Source organism: Cronbergia sp. UHCC 0137 (genome assembly GCF_034932285.1).
GTDB lineage: Bacteria > Cyanobacteriota > Cyanobacteriia > Cyanobacteriales > Nostocaceae > Cronbergia.
In genome coordinates this window covers 46253-64366 of sequence record NZ_JAYGHC010000024.1, presented here as the reverse complement: position 1 = coordinate 64366, position 18114 = coordinate 46253, and the positions used below count along the sequence as shown (strand labels likewise).

Genomic DNA, 18114 nt, shown 5'->3' with positions numbered 1-18114 from the left:
GATAGTGTCGAACAAAAATATCCGACTAGTCTTGAATTTTCTAGGCTGTTCACAACTAGTCGGGACAGGATATTTTATACATTTGTTAGCTTGGCAATTGTTTCTAGTAGTTTTGAGCAAATGAGTTTTGCAAAGCTAGAAACAATATGCTACAAGTATACGGCTTTAATTTTTGTTAAAATTTTGGTTTTTAAGACCAATTACCCCGGCGGTTATCATCCCGTCGGTTATCCTCTCGTGGTTTGGCTTTATTAACTCTCAGTTGACGATCCATCCATTCGGCACCGTCTAATTCTGTAATAGCTTTATCTTCTTGTGCATCTTCAACCATATCAACAAAGGCAAAGCCCCGGAGTCTTCCGGTTTCGCGGTCTGTAGGTAAAACAACTCTTTTGACTTCACCATAATCAGCAAACACGGCTTTTAAGTCTGCTTCTGTGGCGCGGTAAGAGAGATTTCCAACGTAAATAGTCATTATGGGTCACGTAATTGTCAACAAAGAGCGATTGGTTCAGATGAATTACAGAACTAAGGGAACTATAAGCGCCGCATAGTCTGAAGTTCATGGACGGCGAATGTTGCAGGGCATCAACCGTAATGGTTAAATAATCTACAAATTACTATGCCATCAGACTGAACACACGCTAATGTTCATATCATAACTGAAGGTGACGTTTTTCAAAGTATGGGATCTTACAAATACCGATAATATAAAATTATCTATTTTGGGATGATTGCCTGATTTAAGTTAATTATGTTTGATTGTATGCAGCCGGGATGGAGTAAGAATGGTAGTTGTTGAAATTTTACGTTTAGGGGGTTATGATTATGGGATGGCAAGTATCCGCAATTGTTAACTGTTATTGATTAACAATTAACAATTAAACGGTTAAGAAAACATTAATCAATGGAAATTTGTTGAGGTCCAGAGGCTTTGCCGTTCTGTACCCCTGGGGTAGAGGTGGTGGAACATGAACTGAGATGTTGATCTAGCCAAGTTTTAACGGGGTCATCAGCTAGATTCAGTCGCAATGCACCGGAAACTAAACCACCTAAAAATGAAACTGGATGGTGGACGAGTTCTTTAAATATGGGTGAAAGTTCTTCAATGAACATTAAAACCTCCTGGTATGCTGTAATAAGTTATTATTTCTTAATTAATCTTAACGCTAAAAGCGATTTTGGGTGAGTAGTGGTAAGAAGGATGAGGCGATATACTAGCCTAAAATCTATATTAATTATTCCAAATTAGATGACTCTACCCAACTGGATTACTTTTTCTCGACTTTTGGGGATACCATTTTTACTTTACGGTTTATATTATCCCACTGCCGAAAGCAGATGGATATGTTTAACGATATTTTTGGTTGCGGCTTTGACTGATTGGTTAGATGGATATTTAGCGCGTAAACTTAATCAGATTAGTGAATTGGGTAAATTTCTTGATCCTTTGGTGGATAAGTTGCTGGTACTTGCACCGTTGTTGGTTTTGGTGGAGTTGGGAAGGGTGCCAGCTTGGGGAGTATTTGTAATTTTAGCACGAGAGATTGCGATCGCTGGTTGGCGTGTCAATCAAACAACGATCGCTGGGGCAAATATTTGGGGTAAGTTAAAAACCGTAAGTCAAATAGTAGCCATAGCTTTACTAATTGCACCTTTACCTTCAGCTTGGCTAATTCCTAGTTTAACCGCCTTTTGGGTATCTGTGATTTTTACGGTGGTATCTGGTGTAATTTATTTAATTCCGGTTAAGGAATAGGGGGAGGTGATTGGGGATTGGTGATTGGTAATAAAAGATTTATTCCTCCCCTGCCTCCCCTGCTTTCCCTGCTATGCTTTTGCTTTAAACGGCTTTTAAAATTTCCTCATCAACAGAGAAATCTACCTCAGCTTTGTCTTTGGCATTAACCAAATAATCGGTTTCTAGAGAATCTTGCAAGCCAGAGATTAAATCATACTCAGGTTGCCAGTTTAATTCTGTCATTGCCTTATTAACCGAGGCAAAAAAGTGTTGTACCCGCATGGGGAAGGGTTTACGCTTGCCGAAATCGAACTTTTTGGGGTCGTAGTGGACGATTTTGAGAGAATCGGGTGATTTACCAGCAGCTACGGCACAAGCACGGGCTAAACCATCAAAAGTCACATAGCGATCGCCCGAAATATTATAAATTTGATTAATCGCCTTTTCATTACCCAATATTTTAACCATAGCCTGAGCCAAATCTTGGACATGACCTAACTGGGTAATATGCGCTCCATTACCAGGAATAGGAAGAGGGCGATCGCGAACAATTCTATCAAAAAACCAGCTTTCCAACTCATTATAATTTTTCGGACCATAAATATAAGTTGGACGAATAGAAGTAAAAGGAATACCCAACTGCTGCAAATAAGCTTCCGTTTCGTGCTTACCCTTGTGACGACTTTTCGGATCAACAGTATCACCCTCTACATGGGGTAATTGGTCAGATTTGAGGTAAACCCCTGCCGAACTCATGTAAACGAAGTGTTTAACACGGTTTTGGAATATTTCTGCCAGAGGTTGAGTATCAGTGAGTTCCCGACCATTATTGTCAAAAACAACATCAAAATTTTCTGAAGCCAACTTAGCTTTTAGCTGAATTGGGTCAGTGCGATCGCCTATAATTTGTCCTAATCCATTCAAACTTACAGGACGATTACCGCGATTGAACAGAACCACCTCATGGCCAGCTTCTAGCAGCAGCCGAGTTAGATATACACCAATAAACCTAGTACCACCAATAATTAAAATTCGCATATACTAGCCATCTCCATGTCACTTAATCTCTACCTTGAGATTATCAGGTTGCAGTATCCTATCTTCTTAATTTCTTTCTTCCCGTCCTTTGCCTCTTTGCGGTTCATTTAATCCATGACCTTAAAATATGCCTTAGTTCATGAGTGGCTAACACCCAAAGCCACAGGGGGTTCAGAACTCGTTGTCCAGGAAATATTAAATCACATTCAGGCAGATTTGTATGCCCTAATTGACTTTGAATCAAGCAACCCCGAAAGTTATCTCTACAAACGTCAAATTGGAACAACCTTTTTGCAACACTTTCCCCAAGCCCGTCAAGGTGTACAAAAATATTTACCTTTGTTACCATTAGCGATCGAACAACTTGATTTGCGGCAGTATGATATTATCCTGTCTTCCTCCCATGCCGTCGCTAAAGGAATCCTCACCACACCCAATCAACTACACATCTGCTACTGTCATACCCCCATGCGCTATGCTTGGGACTTGACCTTTGATTATCTAGACCAAAGCAAACTAGGAAAAGGTGCGATTGGATGGATCACAAAATACCTATTGCATGGTTTACGTCAATGGGATGTTTTAAGTGCCAACCGAGTGGATTACTTTATCGCCAATTCCCAACATACAGCCAAACGGATTTGGCGTTGCTATCGACGAGAAGCAAAAGTGATTTACCCACCAGTAAACATAGACCAATGCCCTTTTATCCGTGAAAAAGAGGACTTTTATCTCATAGTTTCCCGGTTAGTCAGCTATAAACAAGTATCCTTAATCGTTAAGGCCTTTAATCAACTAAAACGCCCCTTGGTAGTCATTGGTACAGGACCCGAAATGGAAAAACTGCGAGAAATGGCAAATTCTCAGATTAAAATACTTGGATGGCAACCAGACGATGTGGTTAAAAAATACATGGCTCATGCCAAAGCCTTTGTTTATGCAGCTTGCGAAGATTTTGGCATCGCCCTAGTCGAAGCTCAAGCTTGCGGTACTCCAGTGATTGCCTATGGTGCGGGTGGTGCATTAGAAACTGTGAGGGATCTTCGCACTTGCCAAGAAACAGGAACTGGTATATTTTACAGAGTACAAACAGAGGCAGCTTTAGTAGAGGCAGTAGAAAAATTTGAAGCATATAACGATGTTTTAAGTTATGACTATATAAAATCTCACGCTGCTCAATTTTCTAGACAAATCTTCGCCCAGAAGTATCTAGAATTTTTATACCAGTGTGAAAAAGAAAAATCCTCCTCAAACTGAGGATATTCATTTTTGTAGGTGTTTTCTAGGAATTTGCAAAAATTACCCATAAACTCCGCCTTTTAGCTTTAAGATTGGGACTATGTGTGGTGTGGATTATTAAGGAGTATGATGACTGCCCAGAGCTCACTCCTCTCCGGCAAGCGATACCCAAGGCAAGACGCTAGTACGTCTACACGTACTTTATCAAAGCGTCGTCAAAAAACCAAAACGCCTAAGGTGAACCCTAGAGGTTTATCTTTCCAGGGTATAAACGGAGAGTTCGCAAAACGACTGTTTGATATTATTTTTTCTTTGTCGGTTTTGATATTGTTTTTTCCCCTGTATCTTGTCTTGGCCTTACTAATTGCTTTAAGCTCAGAAGGCCCGATTTTTTATGTTCAAGAACGGGTTGGGAAGAACTATCGCCGCTTTAATTGTATTAAATTCCGCACTATGGTCAGGAATGCAGACGAAGTTCTCGTCCAAATGATGGAAACATCACCAGAATTGCGCCAGGAATTTGAAAGCAGTTTCAAACTCAAACAAGATCCTCGAATTACCAAAGTAGGTAACTTCTTACGCATTACCAGTTTGGACGAATTTCCCCAATTTTGGAATGTTTTAACAGGAGATATGAGTGTTGTCGGTCCGCGACCCCTAGTAGCTGAAGAATTACCTAAATATGGCTATCATATCGATCAGGTATTAACCATTCGTCCGGGAATTACTGGATTGTGGCAAGTTTCTGGGCGTAATGATATTCCTTACCCCCAACGAGTGCAAATAGACCTGAATTATGTCAAATTTAGAAATTTTTGGCTAGATTTATGGATTATTTTGAAAACTGTTGATATAGTCATCATCCCTAAAGATAATGGGGCATATTAACAGATAAATCAGGGTTGATTCTGTAGGACAATTAATGCTACCTACAGAGTTAATCTTTAATAAGTAGTTGGACAAAATTAAATTTATTCGTTGAGAGAGGGAATAGGGAACAGGGAACAGGGAACAAGTATTCTTTCTCTCTTCTTGCCTTCTGCCTTCTGCCTTCTGCCTTCTGCCTTCTGCCTTCTGCCTTTGAGTCGAATCGTTTTGGTTGTGTTGGGTAATTTAATTTGTACAACTAACTACTATTGTGTAATCATATCAATTTACTGCTAACTTATAGCCTACATCTTTCTTTGTAAATTTTACATTGCCAACAACATCCAAAACGATAAGGAATAATTGCATGACAGAACGGAAGATAGCTTTGCTGACTGGTATCACAGGTCAGGATGGTTCTTATTTGAGTGAGTTTTTGCTAGAACAAGGTTATGAGGTTCACGGTATTATTCGCCGTACCTCTACATTTAACACAGATCGCATTGATCATATTTACGAAGACCCCCATCACGAAGGGGCGCGGTTATTCCTGCACTATGGTGATTTAACAGATGGTACCACCCTACGCCGAATTTTAGAAGAAGTCCATCCTACAGAAATTTATAATTTAGGCGCTCAATCTCATGTTAGGGTGAGTTTTGATTCACCAGAATATACTGTGGATGCAGTAGGTATGGGGACTTTGCGGTTGTTGGAAGCGATTCGTGACTACCAAGGACGCACAGGAATTGAGGTGCGTTTCTACCAAGCGGGTTCTTCAGAAATGTTCGGTTTGGTGCAAGCTGTACCACAAAGTGAGACAACACCCTTTTATCCCCGCAGTCCTTATGCTTGTGCTAAGGTTTACGCCCACTGGCAAACTATAAATTATCGTGAATCTTACAAATTGTTTGCTTGTAATGGCATACTTTTTAATCACGAATCACCCAGACGAGGGGAAACTTTTGTAACCAGAAAAATTACTAGGGCGGTGGCTCGGATCTTTGCTGGTAAACAGAAAAAGATGTATATGGGTAATTTGGATGCCAAGCGGGATTGGGGTTATGCAAAGGATTATGTCAAAGCTATGTGGTTGATGCTACAACAAGATCAGCCAGATGATTATGTGATTGCTACTGGTGAAACTCATTCAGTACGGGAGTTTCTGGAGTTGGCATTTGGTTATGTGAATCTGAAATGGGAAGATTATGTGGAGTTTGATCAGCGTTATCTTCGTCCGGCTGAGGTAGATTTATTAATTGGTGATCCAACCAAGGCACAGCAAAAGTTAGGCTGGAAAACGTCTGTAACGTTTAAAGAACTTGTGGCACTGATGGTGGAAGCCGATTTGCAAGCTTTGGGTTACACTTCCCCCAATGGCAATGGTTCACAACAACCCCAGGATATTGCTACTATCCGTCAAGACTTGGGCACTCTGCATTTTTAATTACCACCAAGGTGAAAAATATGACTTCCTTAGAGCTACAAAATAAACGTATTCTTGTGACTGGTGGAGCAGGATTTTTAGGTCGTCAGGTGATAGATCAATTATGTCAGGCGGGCGCTGATCGTGAGAAGATTACAGTAACGCGATCGCTCTCCTGTGATTTGCGAGTGTGGGAAAATTGCCAACGTGCTGTAGATCAGCAAGATGTTATTATTCACCTAGCAGCCCATGTGGGTGGTATTGGTCTAAACCAACAAAAACCAGCAGAGTTATTCTACGATAACTTGATCATGGGTACACAGTTGATTCACGCTGCCTATCAAGCGGGAGTGGAAAAATTTACCTGTGTTGGTACTATCTGCGCCTATCCCAAATTTACCCCAGTTCCATTTAAAGAGGATGATTTGTGGAATGGGTATCCAGAAGAAACCAATGCTCCCTATGGAGTAGCGAAGAAAGCTCTTTTGGTTCAATTGCAATCTTACCGCCAACAGTATAATTTTAATGGTATTTACCTGTTACCAGTGAATTTATACGGACCCGAAGATAACTTTGATCCGAAAAGTTCCCACGTAATTCCGGCTTTAATTCGCAAAGTCCACGAAGCGCAAATCCGGGGAGATAAACAACTTCCTGTGTGGGGTGATGGTTCTCCTACCCGTGAGTTTCTCTATTCTACGGATGCAGCGCGGGGTATTGTTATGGGTACTCAGTCTTATAACGATGGGGAAGCGGTGAATTTAGGAACTGGTTATGAGATATCTATCCGGGATTTAATTAATTTGATTTGCGAATTGATGGAGTTTGACGGTGAGATTGTTTGGGAAACCGATAAACCCAATGGTCAACCCCGGCGTTGTTTGGATACGGAAAGGGCGAAGCAAGCCTTTGGATTTACGGCTCAGGTTGGTTTTGAGGAAGGATTGAAGAATACTATCTCCTGGTATCGTCAAAACGCCGCTTAGTGATGATTGGTAGGGCATTGTCCCTACCCTAAAATTTGGTTTAATGGATAATTTTAATAATCAATAAGTTAAGTAAACGAACCACAGAGGCACAGAGGACACAGAGAAATGAGAATAACAAATTGAGGCTATTATTCCTGTAAATTAGAGAAAGATGTCAAAACATTTATATGATCAGGGTTTATTTAGATACCAGTATTTATAATCGTCCATTTGACGACCAAACACAGCCAAAAATCTTTCTAGAAACACAGGCGGTTATTTTAATTTTACAAATGGTAGAAGCACAATTACTAGAATTAGTTAGCTCTTCAGTTCTAGAATACGAAAATAGCCGCAACCCTTTTACCCTTAATCAGCAATCAATGGAGCGATATTTACAAATAGCCACATTAAAAGTATTAGTAGATGAAAATATTAGAGTTAGAGGAAAACAATTAGAAAAACAAGGAATTAAACCTGTTGATGCACTTCATGTAGCTTGTGCAGAAACATCCAAAAGTGATTATTTTATCAGTTGTGACAGAAGATTAATTAATCGTTGCCAAGATTTATCACTCAAAGTAGTTAACCCAGCAGATTTAATTTTGGAGATGGAAGATGACAATTAAAGTTATTAACGAACAACAAAATTTACAAGAAGTAATGCAGGTTTTACTTACCCACTTAGAACCAGCAAAAGTAATGAAATTTTGGGCTGCTTGTAAATTAGGTGAAGGTGATTATTTACAACTTAAAGAAAGCCTATTTTCTGAAGAAACAGTTGATAGTTTATATGCAAAAATTAAAGAATATCAAGAATCGGCTGATCAGAAATCTTTATCTAAATAGCTTTGGAAAAAATAAATCTACAACTAAACAAAAAAGAACTGCGACGGACTCTCCTGCAAAAACGTCAATCCATGACATCATTAGAATGGAGAGAAAAGAGCGATCGCCTCACTACCAACATCCAAAACTCAGTTTTATTTAATCAAGCAAAAACCATCCTCGCCTATTTTAGCTTTCGTCAAGAACCTGATATTAGCTTTTTGTATACCAACTCCCAAAAACGTTGGGGATTTCCACGCTGTGTTAGTAATTCCCTAGTTTGGCATTTTTGTCAACCTAATGAGGTGATTAATTTAGGTGCTTATGGTATTCGTGAACCACACCCAGAATCACCCAGAATTGATATTGAAGAAGTAGATTTAATTCTCGTTCCCTGTGTGGGTTGTGATGCCCAAGGATACCGCTTAGGTTATGGTGGGGGATATTATGATCGATTGTTCAGTTCTCCGGCTTGGAATGCAAAAGCAACTATGGGGGTTGTGTTTGATTTTGCCTATTTACCTCAACTCCCGGTTGCTAGTTGGGATCAGCCTTTAAAAGCGGTGGTGACGGAAAATGGAATGAAAAATTTTAGATGCTTTTTCCCTGATGAAGCTAAAATAAGGATATTATAGCAATTCCCATACAAGTGAGGTACAAGAAGTCAGAATCAAACGCAGATAAACGCAGATGAACACAGATAATTTTGTACCTCATTAGACTAGGAAACGCTATATATTTATAAGTAGTGGGTTGAGTTAAAAATTCACTATTGTCAGATATGGCTAACTCTCCCGTAAGGAATACATGGTTTATAGGATTTAATGATTTACAGGATTTTATGGCATTTAGCAATTATAAAAGTATTAGTGCAGTCATTAAAAAATTTCAAATCAAGTATGTGCAATCTAATTTTATGTTGGAAGTAGATTTTCCGACTAAAGAATCTTTTAAGGAGGAATTAGATTTGCTATTTACAGATGGAGTTATTGATAATTCCGAAGATGCTATTTGTGAAAATCTCATTTATCCAGTATTGAAAGAAGTATGGAAACCTTACCGAAGTAAATTAACTCTTTGGAGTCATGAAACATTAGCTTATGATGAAGATTTATCAGGTATTCCTGATTATACTGTGACACAAAGAAACCCTTTAGGGACGATTGTTTTTGATAAACCTTATTTTTTGATAGTTGAAGCTAAACAAGATAAATTTGAAGAAGGTTGGAGTCAGTGTTTAGCAGAAATGATAGCAGTTCAGAGAATTAATGATGATTTTGTTAGTGATGTTTTTGGAATTGTTTCTAACGGAAAAATATGGCAATTCGGAAAGTTAGTTGCTGATGTATTTACTCGGAATAAAAATTTGTATATGATTCAAGATTTAGATAAATTATTTGCTGCGGTGAATTATATTTTCCAACAATGTGCAATGTGAATTAAAACCCAAATTCAGCAATAAATAGGGTTTGATGAAAAAGTCTTTTCATTAGGGTTAGGAGTCAGAAATCAGGAGTCAGCACTATGGCTAACGCCACGCTACGCTATCGGCTACGCTCAGTGACCAGAGGAAGAATTAGAAGAAGAGAAGAACAGTATTAAATCTGGTCAAGTGATAGGTAAATGAACAGTTTCAACGCTTATTCCTTGCACTTGATTCACCTTTTTCACCTTCAAACCCTTGATATATCTCAGTTTTAGCTTTATTCACCAAACCCTAAATAAATGTACTCATAATCTTCTCCCAGCAGTTTAAAACCACAAACAAACTCAGAAAATAATAAAAAGGACAGGTATAGTCCCTATCCTTTGTTTGAGTTTAATTTAGAAATCTTTAATGCTTCTGAAAGTTTTAAGCTACTGCGGAAGCTTGAGGTTTGGCAAAAATCATCCGTCCGGCTGTGGTTTGTAAAGCACTGGTGACTACTACCCGCAATTCACCACCAACATAACTACTACCTTCTTCCACAACTACCATTGTTCCGTCATCTAAATAGCCAATTCCCTGACTGGGTTCTTTACCTTCTTTGAGAATTTTCAAATCCAGGTTATCACCAGGTAAATAAGTGGGACGAACCGCATTCACTAAATCGTGAACATTTAAAACTGGGACTTTCTGCACACTGGCAACTTTTGATAAATTATAATCATTAGTTAACAATGTGCCGTTAATTTCTTGGGCAAATCGGACTAATTTAGCATCAACGGTGGCAATATCTTCGTAATCAACAGCATTAATTAAAATGCGATCTGGATAAGCTGATTTTATCCGGTTGAGTATTTCTAATCCCCTTCTCCCTCGGACTCGTTTTTGGTCTTTGCTGGCATCGGCTACTTGTTGTAGTTCCTGTAATACAAATTGGGGAACGATGATCACTCCTTCTAAAAACCCAGTTTCTAGTAAGGTTTCAATCCGACCATCTATAATACAACTGGTGTCTAAAACCTTAGTGTTTGCAGGTTTGAGAGTTCCTTCTACAACTAAAGTTTCTACAGTATTGGGATTAATTAACCGTAGTAAACCCCGTCCGTGGGTATCTGCTAAATTCATGCCAGTGACAGACAAAATAATACTGCCAACAACTGCTACCAGGGGTTTGATAAATCCAAAATCTGCGGGAATGGGTAGTAAAAATAGCGGGGCAAGCATTAAATTAGCTAGTAATAGCCCAATTACTAAACCAATAGCGCGAGTTAAAATTACTTCTAGGGGCATTTCTCGGACTTGTGCTTCAAGACGACGATAGGTTGTCTGAAAGCTTAAACCGATCGCACCACCGATAATAGCTGCAAACACAGCAACTACTAGACGTAAGGCTTCCAGATTTGTCACCATAGCTAGTGTGCCTGTGGGCAGTAAATCGGTGCTATAGTAGCCTATTCCCGCTGCTGCCAGAATGAATGAGATAATAATAATGAAATCAAGCATGGTTGTGCTGTTTTCCTACAACTGTTGTTACCCGATAGAGTAAGGTATTGTTTATTTCATCGGTAGGATTGATTAACAAATTGTGGACTTACGCTAGTAGTTCAGGTAGTTTATATATTGCTAAATATTATAACGAATTATTTTCTACTTCATATTAGTCGTTGTTTTGTTGTAAAACGATAAAAAGTTGTAAAGAAGTTTCTCATTTTGATTATTTTTATTTCTCAATTAAGTTAATTTAATTATTGCTCAGAATGAACCAAATATTTGATGTTTCTGCTGTCCCTACTGCTGCTTACATTCATATTCCCTTTTGTAGACGACGCTGTTTTTATTGTGATTTTCCTGTGTCTGTGGTGGGCGATCGCCTACGTGGTGAAACATCTGGTACTATTTCTCAGTATGTTGAGGTGCTGTGTGACGAAATTGCCAATACACCAAATTTTGCTCAACCCGTGAAAACGATTTTTTTTGGTGGTGGGACACCCTCGCTGCTGTCGGTTGATCAGTTAGAAAGAATACTGGAAGCCATAGAAAGACGTTTTGGGATAACTGGGGGGGTAGAAATTTCGATGGAAATGGATCCCGGTACATTTGATTTAGCACATATCACAGGCTATCATCGCAGGGGGGTGAATAGAGTAAGTTTGGGTGTGCAAGCCTTTCAAGATCAATTGTTAAAAACTGCGGGGCGATCGCACTCTGTTGAAGATATTTTTGCAGCAGTGGAGTTAATTCACCAAGTCGAGATACCCAAATTTAGTTTAGACTTAATTTCTGGTTTACCGCATCAATCTTTAGATCAATGGCAGGATTCATTAACAAGAGCGATCGCCCTCACTCCCACCCACATCTCCATCTATGACCTTACCATAGAACCGGGTACAGCATTTGGTCGTTATTACAAACCGGGAGATAATCCCTTACCAACGGATGAAACCACAGTTAAAATGTACCAAACGGCACAGCAAATTTTAACTGGTGCAGGTTATCAACATTATGAAATTTCCAATTACGCGCAAATTGGTCATCAATGTCAACATAATCGAGTTTATTGGCAAAATCGCCCTTATTATGGTTTTGGCATGGGTGCAGCTAGTTATGTGCAGGGTAAACGCTTCACCCGTCCACGGACTACCAAAGAATATTATCAATGGGTAAAAGCTGGTGTAGTAATTGATTGTCAAGTCACACAGCCAAATGATATTTTATTAGAAACCTTAATGTTAGGGTTGCGGTTAGCGGAAGGGGTGAATTTGCCAAATCTTTCTGAAAAATTTGGACAAGGGAAAGTAGAAGAAATTAAAGAATGTTTGCAAGCTTATTTTATTAAAGGTTGGGTGAAAATTGTAGAAGATAGATTACAATTAACTGATCCCGATGGATTTTTGTTCTCTAATGTAGTTTTATCGCACTTGTTTGAGCAGTTAGAGGAATAATTAAACGCAGATGGACGCAGATGAACGCAGATAATTTTGTACTTCTTGGCGCGAAATAAAAAGATAATTTGGCATCAAAAACCAGAGTAAATTTGCTAAAATCAGCGCAATCTACAAAGGAGTGCATCGTTGATGAAAGGAAAACAAGTTTTACTCACAGGTGGTACTGGTGGACTGGGTTTAGGAGTAACACCCGCAGTTCTCGCTCAAGGTGCAGAGGTGACAATTCCCTATCGTACCCCTAAAGATATAGAAAAACTCAAAGGGATTTTATCACCTGCTGATATTGCCAGAATCCACTTTATTCCGGCTAATTTAGAGGATGAAGCCTCAGTAGATAAATTGATCAGTCGGATGATTCACGTAGATGTGTTAATTCATCTCGTTGGTGGTTTCTCGATGGGGAAAACCCACGAATACAGCTTTTATGATTGGAAGCGGGAATTTGAGTTAAATTTGAATACCACTTTTTTAACTTGCAAGTATAGCCTAAAAAATATGCTAGAACACGGTTATGGACGGATTGTAACTGTGAGTTCTCGTGCTGGTGCTGAACCGGCGGGAAAGATGGCTGCTTACTCTGCGGCTAAGGCTGGGGTGATAGCTTTAACGAAAGCGATCGCTGATGAAACCAAAGGTACTAATATTACTGCAAATACCATCCTCCCCAGTGTGATTGATACACCTGCCAACCGTCAAGCGATGGGTGTAGAAAATGCTGATAAATGGGTAAAACCAGAATCTATCGCCCAAGTTATCTGTTTTTTAGCCTCAGAAGCAGCTAAAGATGTGCGGGGTGCAGCTATTCCAGTTTATGGCAGTGTTTGATGATTTAAAGGCATATTTTGTATAATTATAGGACTTATGCCTTGACAGAATCTATTACATCAGGATTATGGATTTTATCTCTTATAGGTATAGGGTGTGTCAGACTCGATAATTTAACACACAACAGATTTTCTTGATCTGATACACCGCACTAATATAGGATTCCACTTCCCTGTTCCCTTGCCACAACGACAATTTTTAACGCCCACCTACTTACTGCGGAAGAACAATTCTAATAATAGTTTGTTTTTCCGGTATACTCTCAATTGAAAACTCTCCTCCGTGTATTTCTACCAACCTCTTAGCAATTAACAGTCCTAAGCCAGAACCTTGTTGTTCATACATTTTGCGTTCAAATTGCATATAAGCCCCAATGTTAGCAATTTGCTCATTGTTCATGCCCCTACCATAATCAATTACATACAAATAAAAGGAATTATTCCTACTATTTCCGATTATTTTGATTGGTGTATTTGGTAGAGAAAATTTAAAAGCGTTATCTATTATTTCTTCAGCAATTTTCCTCATCCTGTCTGGCTCACATCTGACTATTGCATCGGATATTTCTATACTTAAATCTGTATATCTGTTGGTATCTTTGGCAATTTTTACGGCTACATTTTCAATATCTAATTTCACATCATTCTTTGTAAGACTATTACGAAGAGCCGCAATTTTTGCGGGATTAGATGCTAATAATTCCAATTCTGCATATAGGAGAAAATTGATAGTTAGTCTATGTAAACGTAGACTAGCTTGATGAATGAATTCTAGCATTTCTAACTTTTCTGCATTAGAAAGCATTCCACCATCTTCAATCAATAAATTTGAGAATCCGATAATATGATTGAGAGGAGTATTGATTTCATGAGGAAGGGACAGACTAATACAATTACTTAAAGTATTTAATTTTTGTTGAGTTTCTTGTTCAGCTATAGATTGTTTATCAAGTCTAGCAGCAATTGATTTTAGTAATTCATCAGGATGAAAAGGCTTAGTTATGTAATCATCAGCGCCAAGTTCCATCCCTCGACGCAAATCTGAGCGTTCTGATCTAGCAGTTAAAAAAATCAAGGGAATTGTTGCAGTAGAACTATTTTGACGCAGTTTAGTTAATACACTATAACCATCTAATTCCGGCATCATCAAATCACAAAGAATCAAATCAGGGCGTTTATCTTTAGCCAACTCTAAACCCTCTAACCCATTTTCTGCGACTAGAGTATTAAAATCTGATAAATCTAATATTTCTCGGATATTATCTCTGATTTGATCTTCATCTTCAATAATTAAAATGGTTTTCATGATTTTCCTGGTAGTAAATTAAGTGTCTCTGGGTTTTTAGGTTTTATCTACTAAAGTTGCTAAGAATTGCATCATATTTTCTGATATCGCATTCCTGGTAATTGGGAAACTAAACTCATCAATTCTAATTGTAATAAAGCACTAGAAACTAAACCAGGATTCATTCCCGTTTTTTGGACAATGAAATCAAAGGTTAACGCCTCAGAAGCCAACACATTCATCACCTGCTGTAATTCTGGTGAAAGGTTAGGTAAAGGTGTAGTTGTAACTAATTTCGATTCTATATCTATTTGAGGAATTGCACCCAACATAGTTAATAATTCGCTAAGTTGCTGATTAATTAAACCCGCACCTTGACTAATTAATTTTAAACATCCTTGAGATGGTTGATCATCTATTCTTCCTGGTAGTGCATAGACATCTCGACCAAATTCATTCGCGTAATTAGCTGTAATTAACGCCCCAGATTTTAAAGGTGCTTCCATTACCAATACAGCCCTACTCAAACCGGCAATAATACGGTTACGACGGGGAAAATTAGTGCGATTGGGGGGAGTTTTGGCAGGATATTCACTAATTACTAACCCAGAAGTCAAAATTTGTTTATATAAATCCCGATTTTTGTGAGGATAGATCACATCTACACCTGTCCCTAAAACAGCAATAGTTCGTCCACCGGCTTTCATTGTCGCTAGATGACTTTCTGTATCAATTCCTTCCGCCATTCCCGAAACTACGGTAAAACCATTTTTTGCCAAAGCTGTACTAATTTGGCGTGTCCACCGGATGCCATAATCGGAAGGTTGACGTGTACCAACAATTCCAACTAGAGATTTATGTCCGAGATTTTCCGCCAGATCAACTTCTCCACGATAGTATAAAATCGGTGATGGACTGGGGATTTCTCGCATTAATTGGGGATATTCTGGATCTGCTGGTGTCCAAAAAAGGGGGTTTTCTTGTTGGTGCTGGGTGAGTAGTTGTTGGGGATGTAAGCGCGATCGCTGCTGTACCACTTTCTCTAAAGTTTGTGAACCAAAACCTTCTACCTTTCTCAACTCTGCTGGACTAGCTTTCCACGCCGTTTCCAAGTTACCAAAATGCTGTTGCAATCTTTGTAATAATATTGGCCCCACCCCGGAAATTTGTGACCAAGCCAACCAGTAGGCGCGTTCTGCTATCAATTTTTTTCCCTCTTAACTTCTCTTTCTAAATCTTGGCCGCTATATTGTCGTGACATAATTATTAACTTCGATTTTCTTGAATTTGTGTCAATATATCATGTTAGAATATAAAAATTCCTAACCTTATCAAAATAATAATTTTTTGTCCAAATCAAACAAAAAGGAAATACTAAAAATGTTGGCAACTTACATTGATAAAGCAATGGAATTAGCAATTTATGAAATTATTGAAGATGATGCTACTTATTGGGGGGAAATTCCTGAACTACAGGGAGTATGGGCAAATTATAAAACATTGGCAGGTTGTCAGCGTGAGTTAAGAGAAGCGTTAAGTGATTGGTTGGCTTTGCGTTTACGTTTAGGTTTGGATATTCCTGTGATTGAGGATATTAATTTAAATCAAATTATACAGCTAGTGTAAAATGCCTAGATTAACACCTATTTCTTGGAATAATTTAGTCAAGCGTTTGCGTGAACTAGGGTTTGAAGGACCCTATGCTGGAGGGAGACATCCACAAATGCGACGTGATAATGTAACCGTAATTATCCCTAATCTTCATGAGGGTGATATTAGTGTGGGTTTGTTATCAAGATTGCTGCGACAAGCGGGTGTTTCTAGGGAAGAATGGTTAGGATGAAAATAGTAAATTTAATTAAATGTCTGTGATTAAAATATCACAAAAATCAACGTGATCAGATTGTGTTCATACTTAATTAACAACTAATTAACAATTGTTGAATTTGATTAGAAACTCCACATTTACTATTGTTTTAACGGTGTAAAATAATACAATAAACTAAAAACAGGCGATCGCCCTGTATGATGAAACTAAAATAGTTAATTATTGTGTTTTAAAATAAGATAGTTAATAATAAAAATTCTATGGAAAATCAACCAATACAAGTAATTGGCGGCGGATTAGCAGGGACAGAAGCAGCATGGCAAATAGCTGAAGCTGGAATACCAGTAATTCTCCATGAAATGCGCCCTAAACGCTTTAGCCCCGCCCATCATACGGAAAATTTAGCCGAATTGGTATGTAGTAATTCCTTTGGTGCAATGGCCAGCGATCGCGCTGCCGGATTATTACACGAAGAATTGCGTCAATTAGGTTCTATAATTATCTCCAAAGCCGACGAACACGCAGTCCCCGCCGGTGGCGCTTTAGCTGTAGACAGAGGACAATTTGGCCAAGACCTCACCCAAACCTTAGCCAATCATCCTTTAATTGAATTCCGTCGCGGGGAAGTTCCAGCTATTCCTGATGGGATCGTAGTTTTAGCCAGTGGACCCTTAACCAGCCCCGATTTAGCCGCCGATTTGCAACGCTTCACAGGTATGGAATACCTCAGCTTTTTCGATGCTGCTAGTCCGATTATTGTGGGAGATTCCATTAATAAAAATATCGCTTTTATGGCTTCCCGTTATGACAAAGGTGAAGCAGCTTACCTCAACTGTCCGATGAATAAGGAACAGTATTTACAATTTCGGGAAGCACTTCTGCAAGCCGAAAAAACAGAATTAAAAGATTTTGAAATTGAAACGGCTAAATATTTTGAAGCTTGTTTACCAATTGAAGAAATGGCGCGACGGGGGGAAGACACCATGCGTTATGGACCCTTAAAACCCGTTGGTTTATCTGACAGCAGAACGGGAGAAAGACCCTATGCAGTCATTCAGTTGCGACAAGAAGATAAAGCTGGTCAACTGTGGAATATGGTGGGATTTCAAACTAATTTGCGCTGGGGTGAACAAAAGCGAGTATTTCAAATGATCCCCGGTTTGGAAAATGCCGAATTTGTGCGTTTGGGAGTCATGCACCGTAACACCTTTTTAAATGCACCCCAACTTTTATCCCCAAGTCTACAATTTAAACAACGTCCCACCTTATTAGCTGCGGGACAATTAATTGGTACTGAAGGTTACACGGCTGCTGCTGCCGGTGGCTGGTTAGCGGGAACAAATGCGGCGCGGTTAGCTTTAGGAAAAGAACCTCTAATATTACCACCAACAACCATGATCGGGGCGTTATTTGAGTATATCAGTTCTGCCACACCTAAGCATTTTCAACCCATGCCGCCAAACTTCGGGATTATACCAGACTTAGGAGTAAAAATCAAGAGTAAACCCGAAAAATATGGAAAATATCGCGATCGCTCCTTAGCCGATTTAGCGAATTGGAAAACACAAATTAATAATGTCTAAATCAGGATATCCAGGATTAAAGGATTTACAGGATTAAGACACAATACAGTTCAGTTAAAAATTTGTTCTTCTCTTTTCTCTGTGTCCTCTGTGCCTCTGTGGTATGCCTACGGCAC

At 38.9% G+C, this 18114-nt stretch carries 20 protein-coding genes; 14 read left to right on the top strand and 6 right to left on the bottom strand.

Translation table 11 applies throughout. From position 1 onward, the window contains the following. Nucleotides 1–190 precede the first annotated feature (190 nt). Nucleotides 191–475: an RNA-binding protein gene (locus VB711_RS14315; protein WP_323286762.1), complete on the bottom strand. Its 285-nt coding sequence runs from the start codon at nucleotides 473–475 to the stop codon at nucleotides 191–193. 425 nt (nucleotides 476–900) lie between these two features. Next, nucleotides 901–1116, bottom strand: a complete 216-nt coding sequence (locus VB711_RS14310) for a hypothetical protein (protein ID WP_323286761.1) — start codon at nucleotides 1114–1116, stop codon at nucleotides 901–903. Between the two features lie 136 nt (nucleotides 1117–1252). On the opposite strand from VB711_RS14310, the gene pgsA reads away from it, so the two are divergent. Next, nucleotides 1253–1759 carry a CDP-diacylglycerol--glycerol-3-phosphate 3-phosphatidyltransferase gene (pgsA, locus tag VB711_RS14305; RefSeq protein WP_323286759.1) on the top strand — a complete coding sequence of 169 codons (507 nt, stop codon included), beginning with the start codon at nucleotides 1253–1255 and terminating at the stop codon, nucleotides 1757–1759. Nucleotides 1760–1843: 84 nt separating this feature from the next. Here pgsA and VB711_RS14300 read toward each other — a convergent pair whose 3' ends face one another. Then, nucleotides 1844–2779, bottom strand: coding sequence for an NAD-dependent epimerase/dehydratase family protein (locus tag VB711_RS14300; RefSeq protein ID WP_323286758.1), 936 nt, complete (start codon nucleotides 2777–2779; stop codon nucleotides 1844–1846). Between the two features lie 114 nt (nucleotides 2780–2893). Here VB711_RS14300 and VB711_RS14295 point away from each other — a divergent pair, with 114 nt between their 5' ends. From VB711_RS14295 to VB711_RS14260, 8 genes are all read left to right on the top strand, one after another. Then, nucleotides 2894–4036, top strand: a complete 1143-nt coding sequence (locus VB711_RS14295) for a glycosyltransferase (RefSeq protein ID WP_323286757.1) — start codon at nucleotides 2894–2896, stop codon at nucleotides 4034–4036. Nucleotides 4037–4147: 111 nt separating this feature from the next. Beyond that, nucleotides 4148–4906: a sugar transferase gene (locus VB711_RS14290; RefSeq protein WP_323286792.1), complete on the top strand. Its 759-nt coding sequence runs from the start codon at nucleotides 4148–4150 to the stop codon at nucleotides 4904–4906. Nucleotides 4907–5252: 346 nt separating this feature from the next. Continuing rightward, nucleotides 5253–6332, top strand: a complete 1080-nt coding sequence (gmd, locus tag VB711_RS14285) for a GDP-mannose 4,6-dehydratase (protein WP_323286755.1) — start codon at nucleotides 5253–5255, stop codon at nucleotides 6330–6332. A 20-nt stretch (nucleotides 6333–6352) separates the two neighbouring features. Then, a complete protein-coding gene (locus tag VB711_RS14280) occupies nucleotides 6353–7297 on the top strand; it encodes a GDP-L-fucose synthase (RefSeq protein ID WP_323286753.1) in 945 nt (314 codons plus the stop codon). Nucleotides 7298–7467: 170 nt separating this feature from the next. Beyond that, nucleotides 7468–7908 (top strand): PIN domain-containing protein, encoded by a 441-nt coding sequence (locus VB711_RS14275; RefSeq protein ID WP_323286752.1) that lies wholly within the window; start codon nucleotides 7468–7470, stop codon nucleotides 7906–7908. Then, the gene (locus VB711_RS14270) at nucleotides 7898–8128 is read left to right on the top strand and encodes a hypothetical protein (protein ID WP_323286751.1); all 231 of its coding nucleotides are present in this window, start codon (nucleotides 7898–7900) and stop codon (nucleotides 8126–8128) included. Before VB711_RS14275 ends, VB711_RS14270 begins: the two co-directional genes overlap by 11 nt. Before the next feature lie 2 nt (nucleotides 8129–8130). Continuing rightward, nucleotides 8131–8742 carry a 5-formyltetrahydrofolate cyclo-ligase gene (locus VB711_RS14265; protein ID WP_323286750.1) on the top strand — a complete coding sequence of 204 codons (612 nt, stop codon included), beginning with the start codon at nucleotides 8131–8133 and terminating at the stop codon, nucleotides 8740–8742. A 206-nt stretch (nucleotides 8743–8948) separates the two neighbouring features. Beyond that, nucleotides 8949–9545: a hypothetical protein gene (locus VB711_RS14260; RefSeq protein WP_323286791.1), complete on the top strand. Its 597-nt coding sequence runs from the start codon at nucleotides 8949–8951 to the stop codon at nucleotides 9543–9545. Nucleotides 9546–9959: 414 nt separating this feature from the next. Here VB711_RS14260 and VB711_RS14255 read toward each other — a convergent pair whose 3' ends face one another. After that, complete coding sequence (locus VB711_RS14255; protein ID WP_323286749.1) at nucleotides 9960–11036, bottom strand: PIN/TRAM domain-containing protein; 1077 nt, start codon at nucleotides 11034–11036, stop codon at nucleotides 9960–9962. A 254-nt stretch (nucleotides 11037–11290) separates the two neighbouring features. Between VB711_RS14255 and hemW the strand changes: the two genes are divergently transcribed. Together hemW and fabG are read left to right on the top strand one after the other, a co-directional pair. After that, nucleotides 11291–12475 carry a radical SAM family heme chaperone HemW gene (hemW, locus tag VB711_RS14250; RefSeq protein ID WP_323286748.1) on the top strand — a complete coding sequence of 395 codons (1185 nt, stop codon included), beginning with the start codon at nucleotides 11291–11293 and terminating at the stop codon, nucleotides 12473–12475. 132 nt (nucleotides 12476–12607) lie between these two features. After that, nucleotides 12608–13303, top strand: coding sequence for a 3-oxoacyl-ACP reductase FabG (fabG, locus tag VB711_RS14245; protein ID WP_323286747.1), 696 nt, complete (start codon nucleotides 12608–12610; stop codon nucleotides 13301–13303). 213 nt (nucleotides 13304–13516) lie between these two features. On the opposite strand, the gene VB711_RS14240 is transcribed toward fabG, so the two are convergent. Beyond that, the gene (locus VB711_RS14240) at nucleotides 13517–14608 is read right to left on the bottom strand and encodes a response regulator (protein ID WP_323286746.1); all 1092 of its coding nucleotides are present in this window, start codon (nucleotides 14606–14608) and stop codon (nucleotides 13517–13519) included. Nucleotides 14609–14679: 71 nt separating this feature from the next. Further along, entirely contained in the window at nucleotides 14680–15792 is a 1113-nt protein-coding gene (gene dprA / locus VB711_RS14235; protein ID WP_323286745.1) for a DNA-processing protein DprA, read from the bottom strand. Between the two features lie 175 nt (nucleotides 15793–15967). Between dprA and VB711_RS14230 the strand changes: the two genes are divergently transcribed. The 3 genes from VB711_RS14230 (at nucleotide 15968) to trmFO (ending at nucleotide 17998) form a co-directional block, all read left to right on the top strand. After that, complete coding sequence (locus VB711_RS14230; protein WP_323286744.1) at nucleotides 15968–16213, top strand: type II toxin-antitoxin system HicB family antitoxin; 246 nt, start codon at nucleotides 15968–15970, stop codon at nucleotides 16211–16213. A gap of 1 nt (nucleotide 16214) precedes the next feature. Next, nucleotides 16215–16430, top strand: coding sequence for a type II toxin-antitoxin system HicA family toxin (locus VB711_RS14225; RefSeq protein WP_323286743.1), 216 nt, complete (start codon nucleotides 16215–16217; stop codon nucleotides 16428–16430). Nucleotides 16431–16675: 245 nt separating this feature from the next. Further along, nucleotides 16676–17998 carry an FADH(2)-oxidizing methylenetetrahydrofolate--tRNA-(uracil(54)-C(5))-methyltransferase TrmFO gene (gene trmFO, locus VB711_RS14220; RefSeq protein WP_323286742.1) on the top strand — a complete coding sequence of 441 codons (1323 nt, stop codon included), beginning with the start codon at nucleotides 16676–16678 and terminating at the stop codon, nucleotides 17996–17998. The last annotated feature ends 116 nt before the right edge of the window (nucleotides 17999–18114 follow it).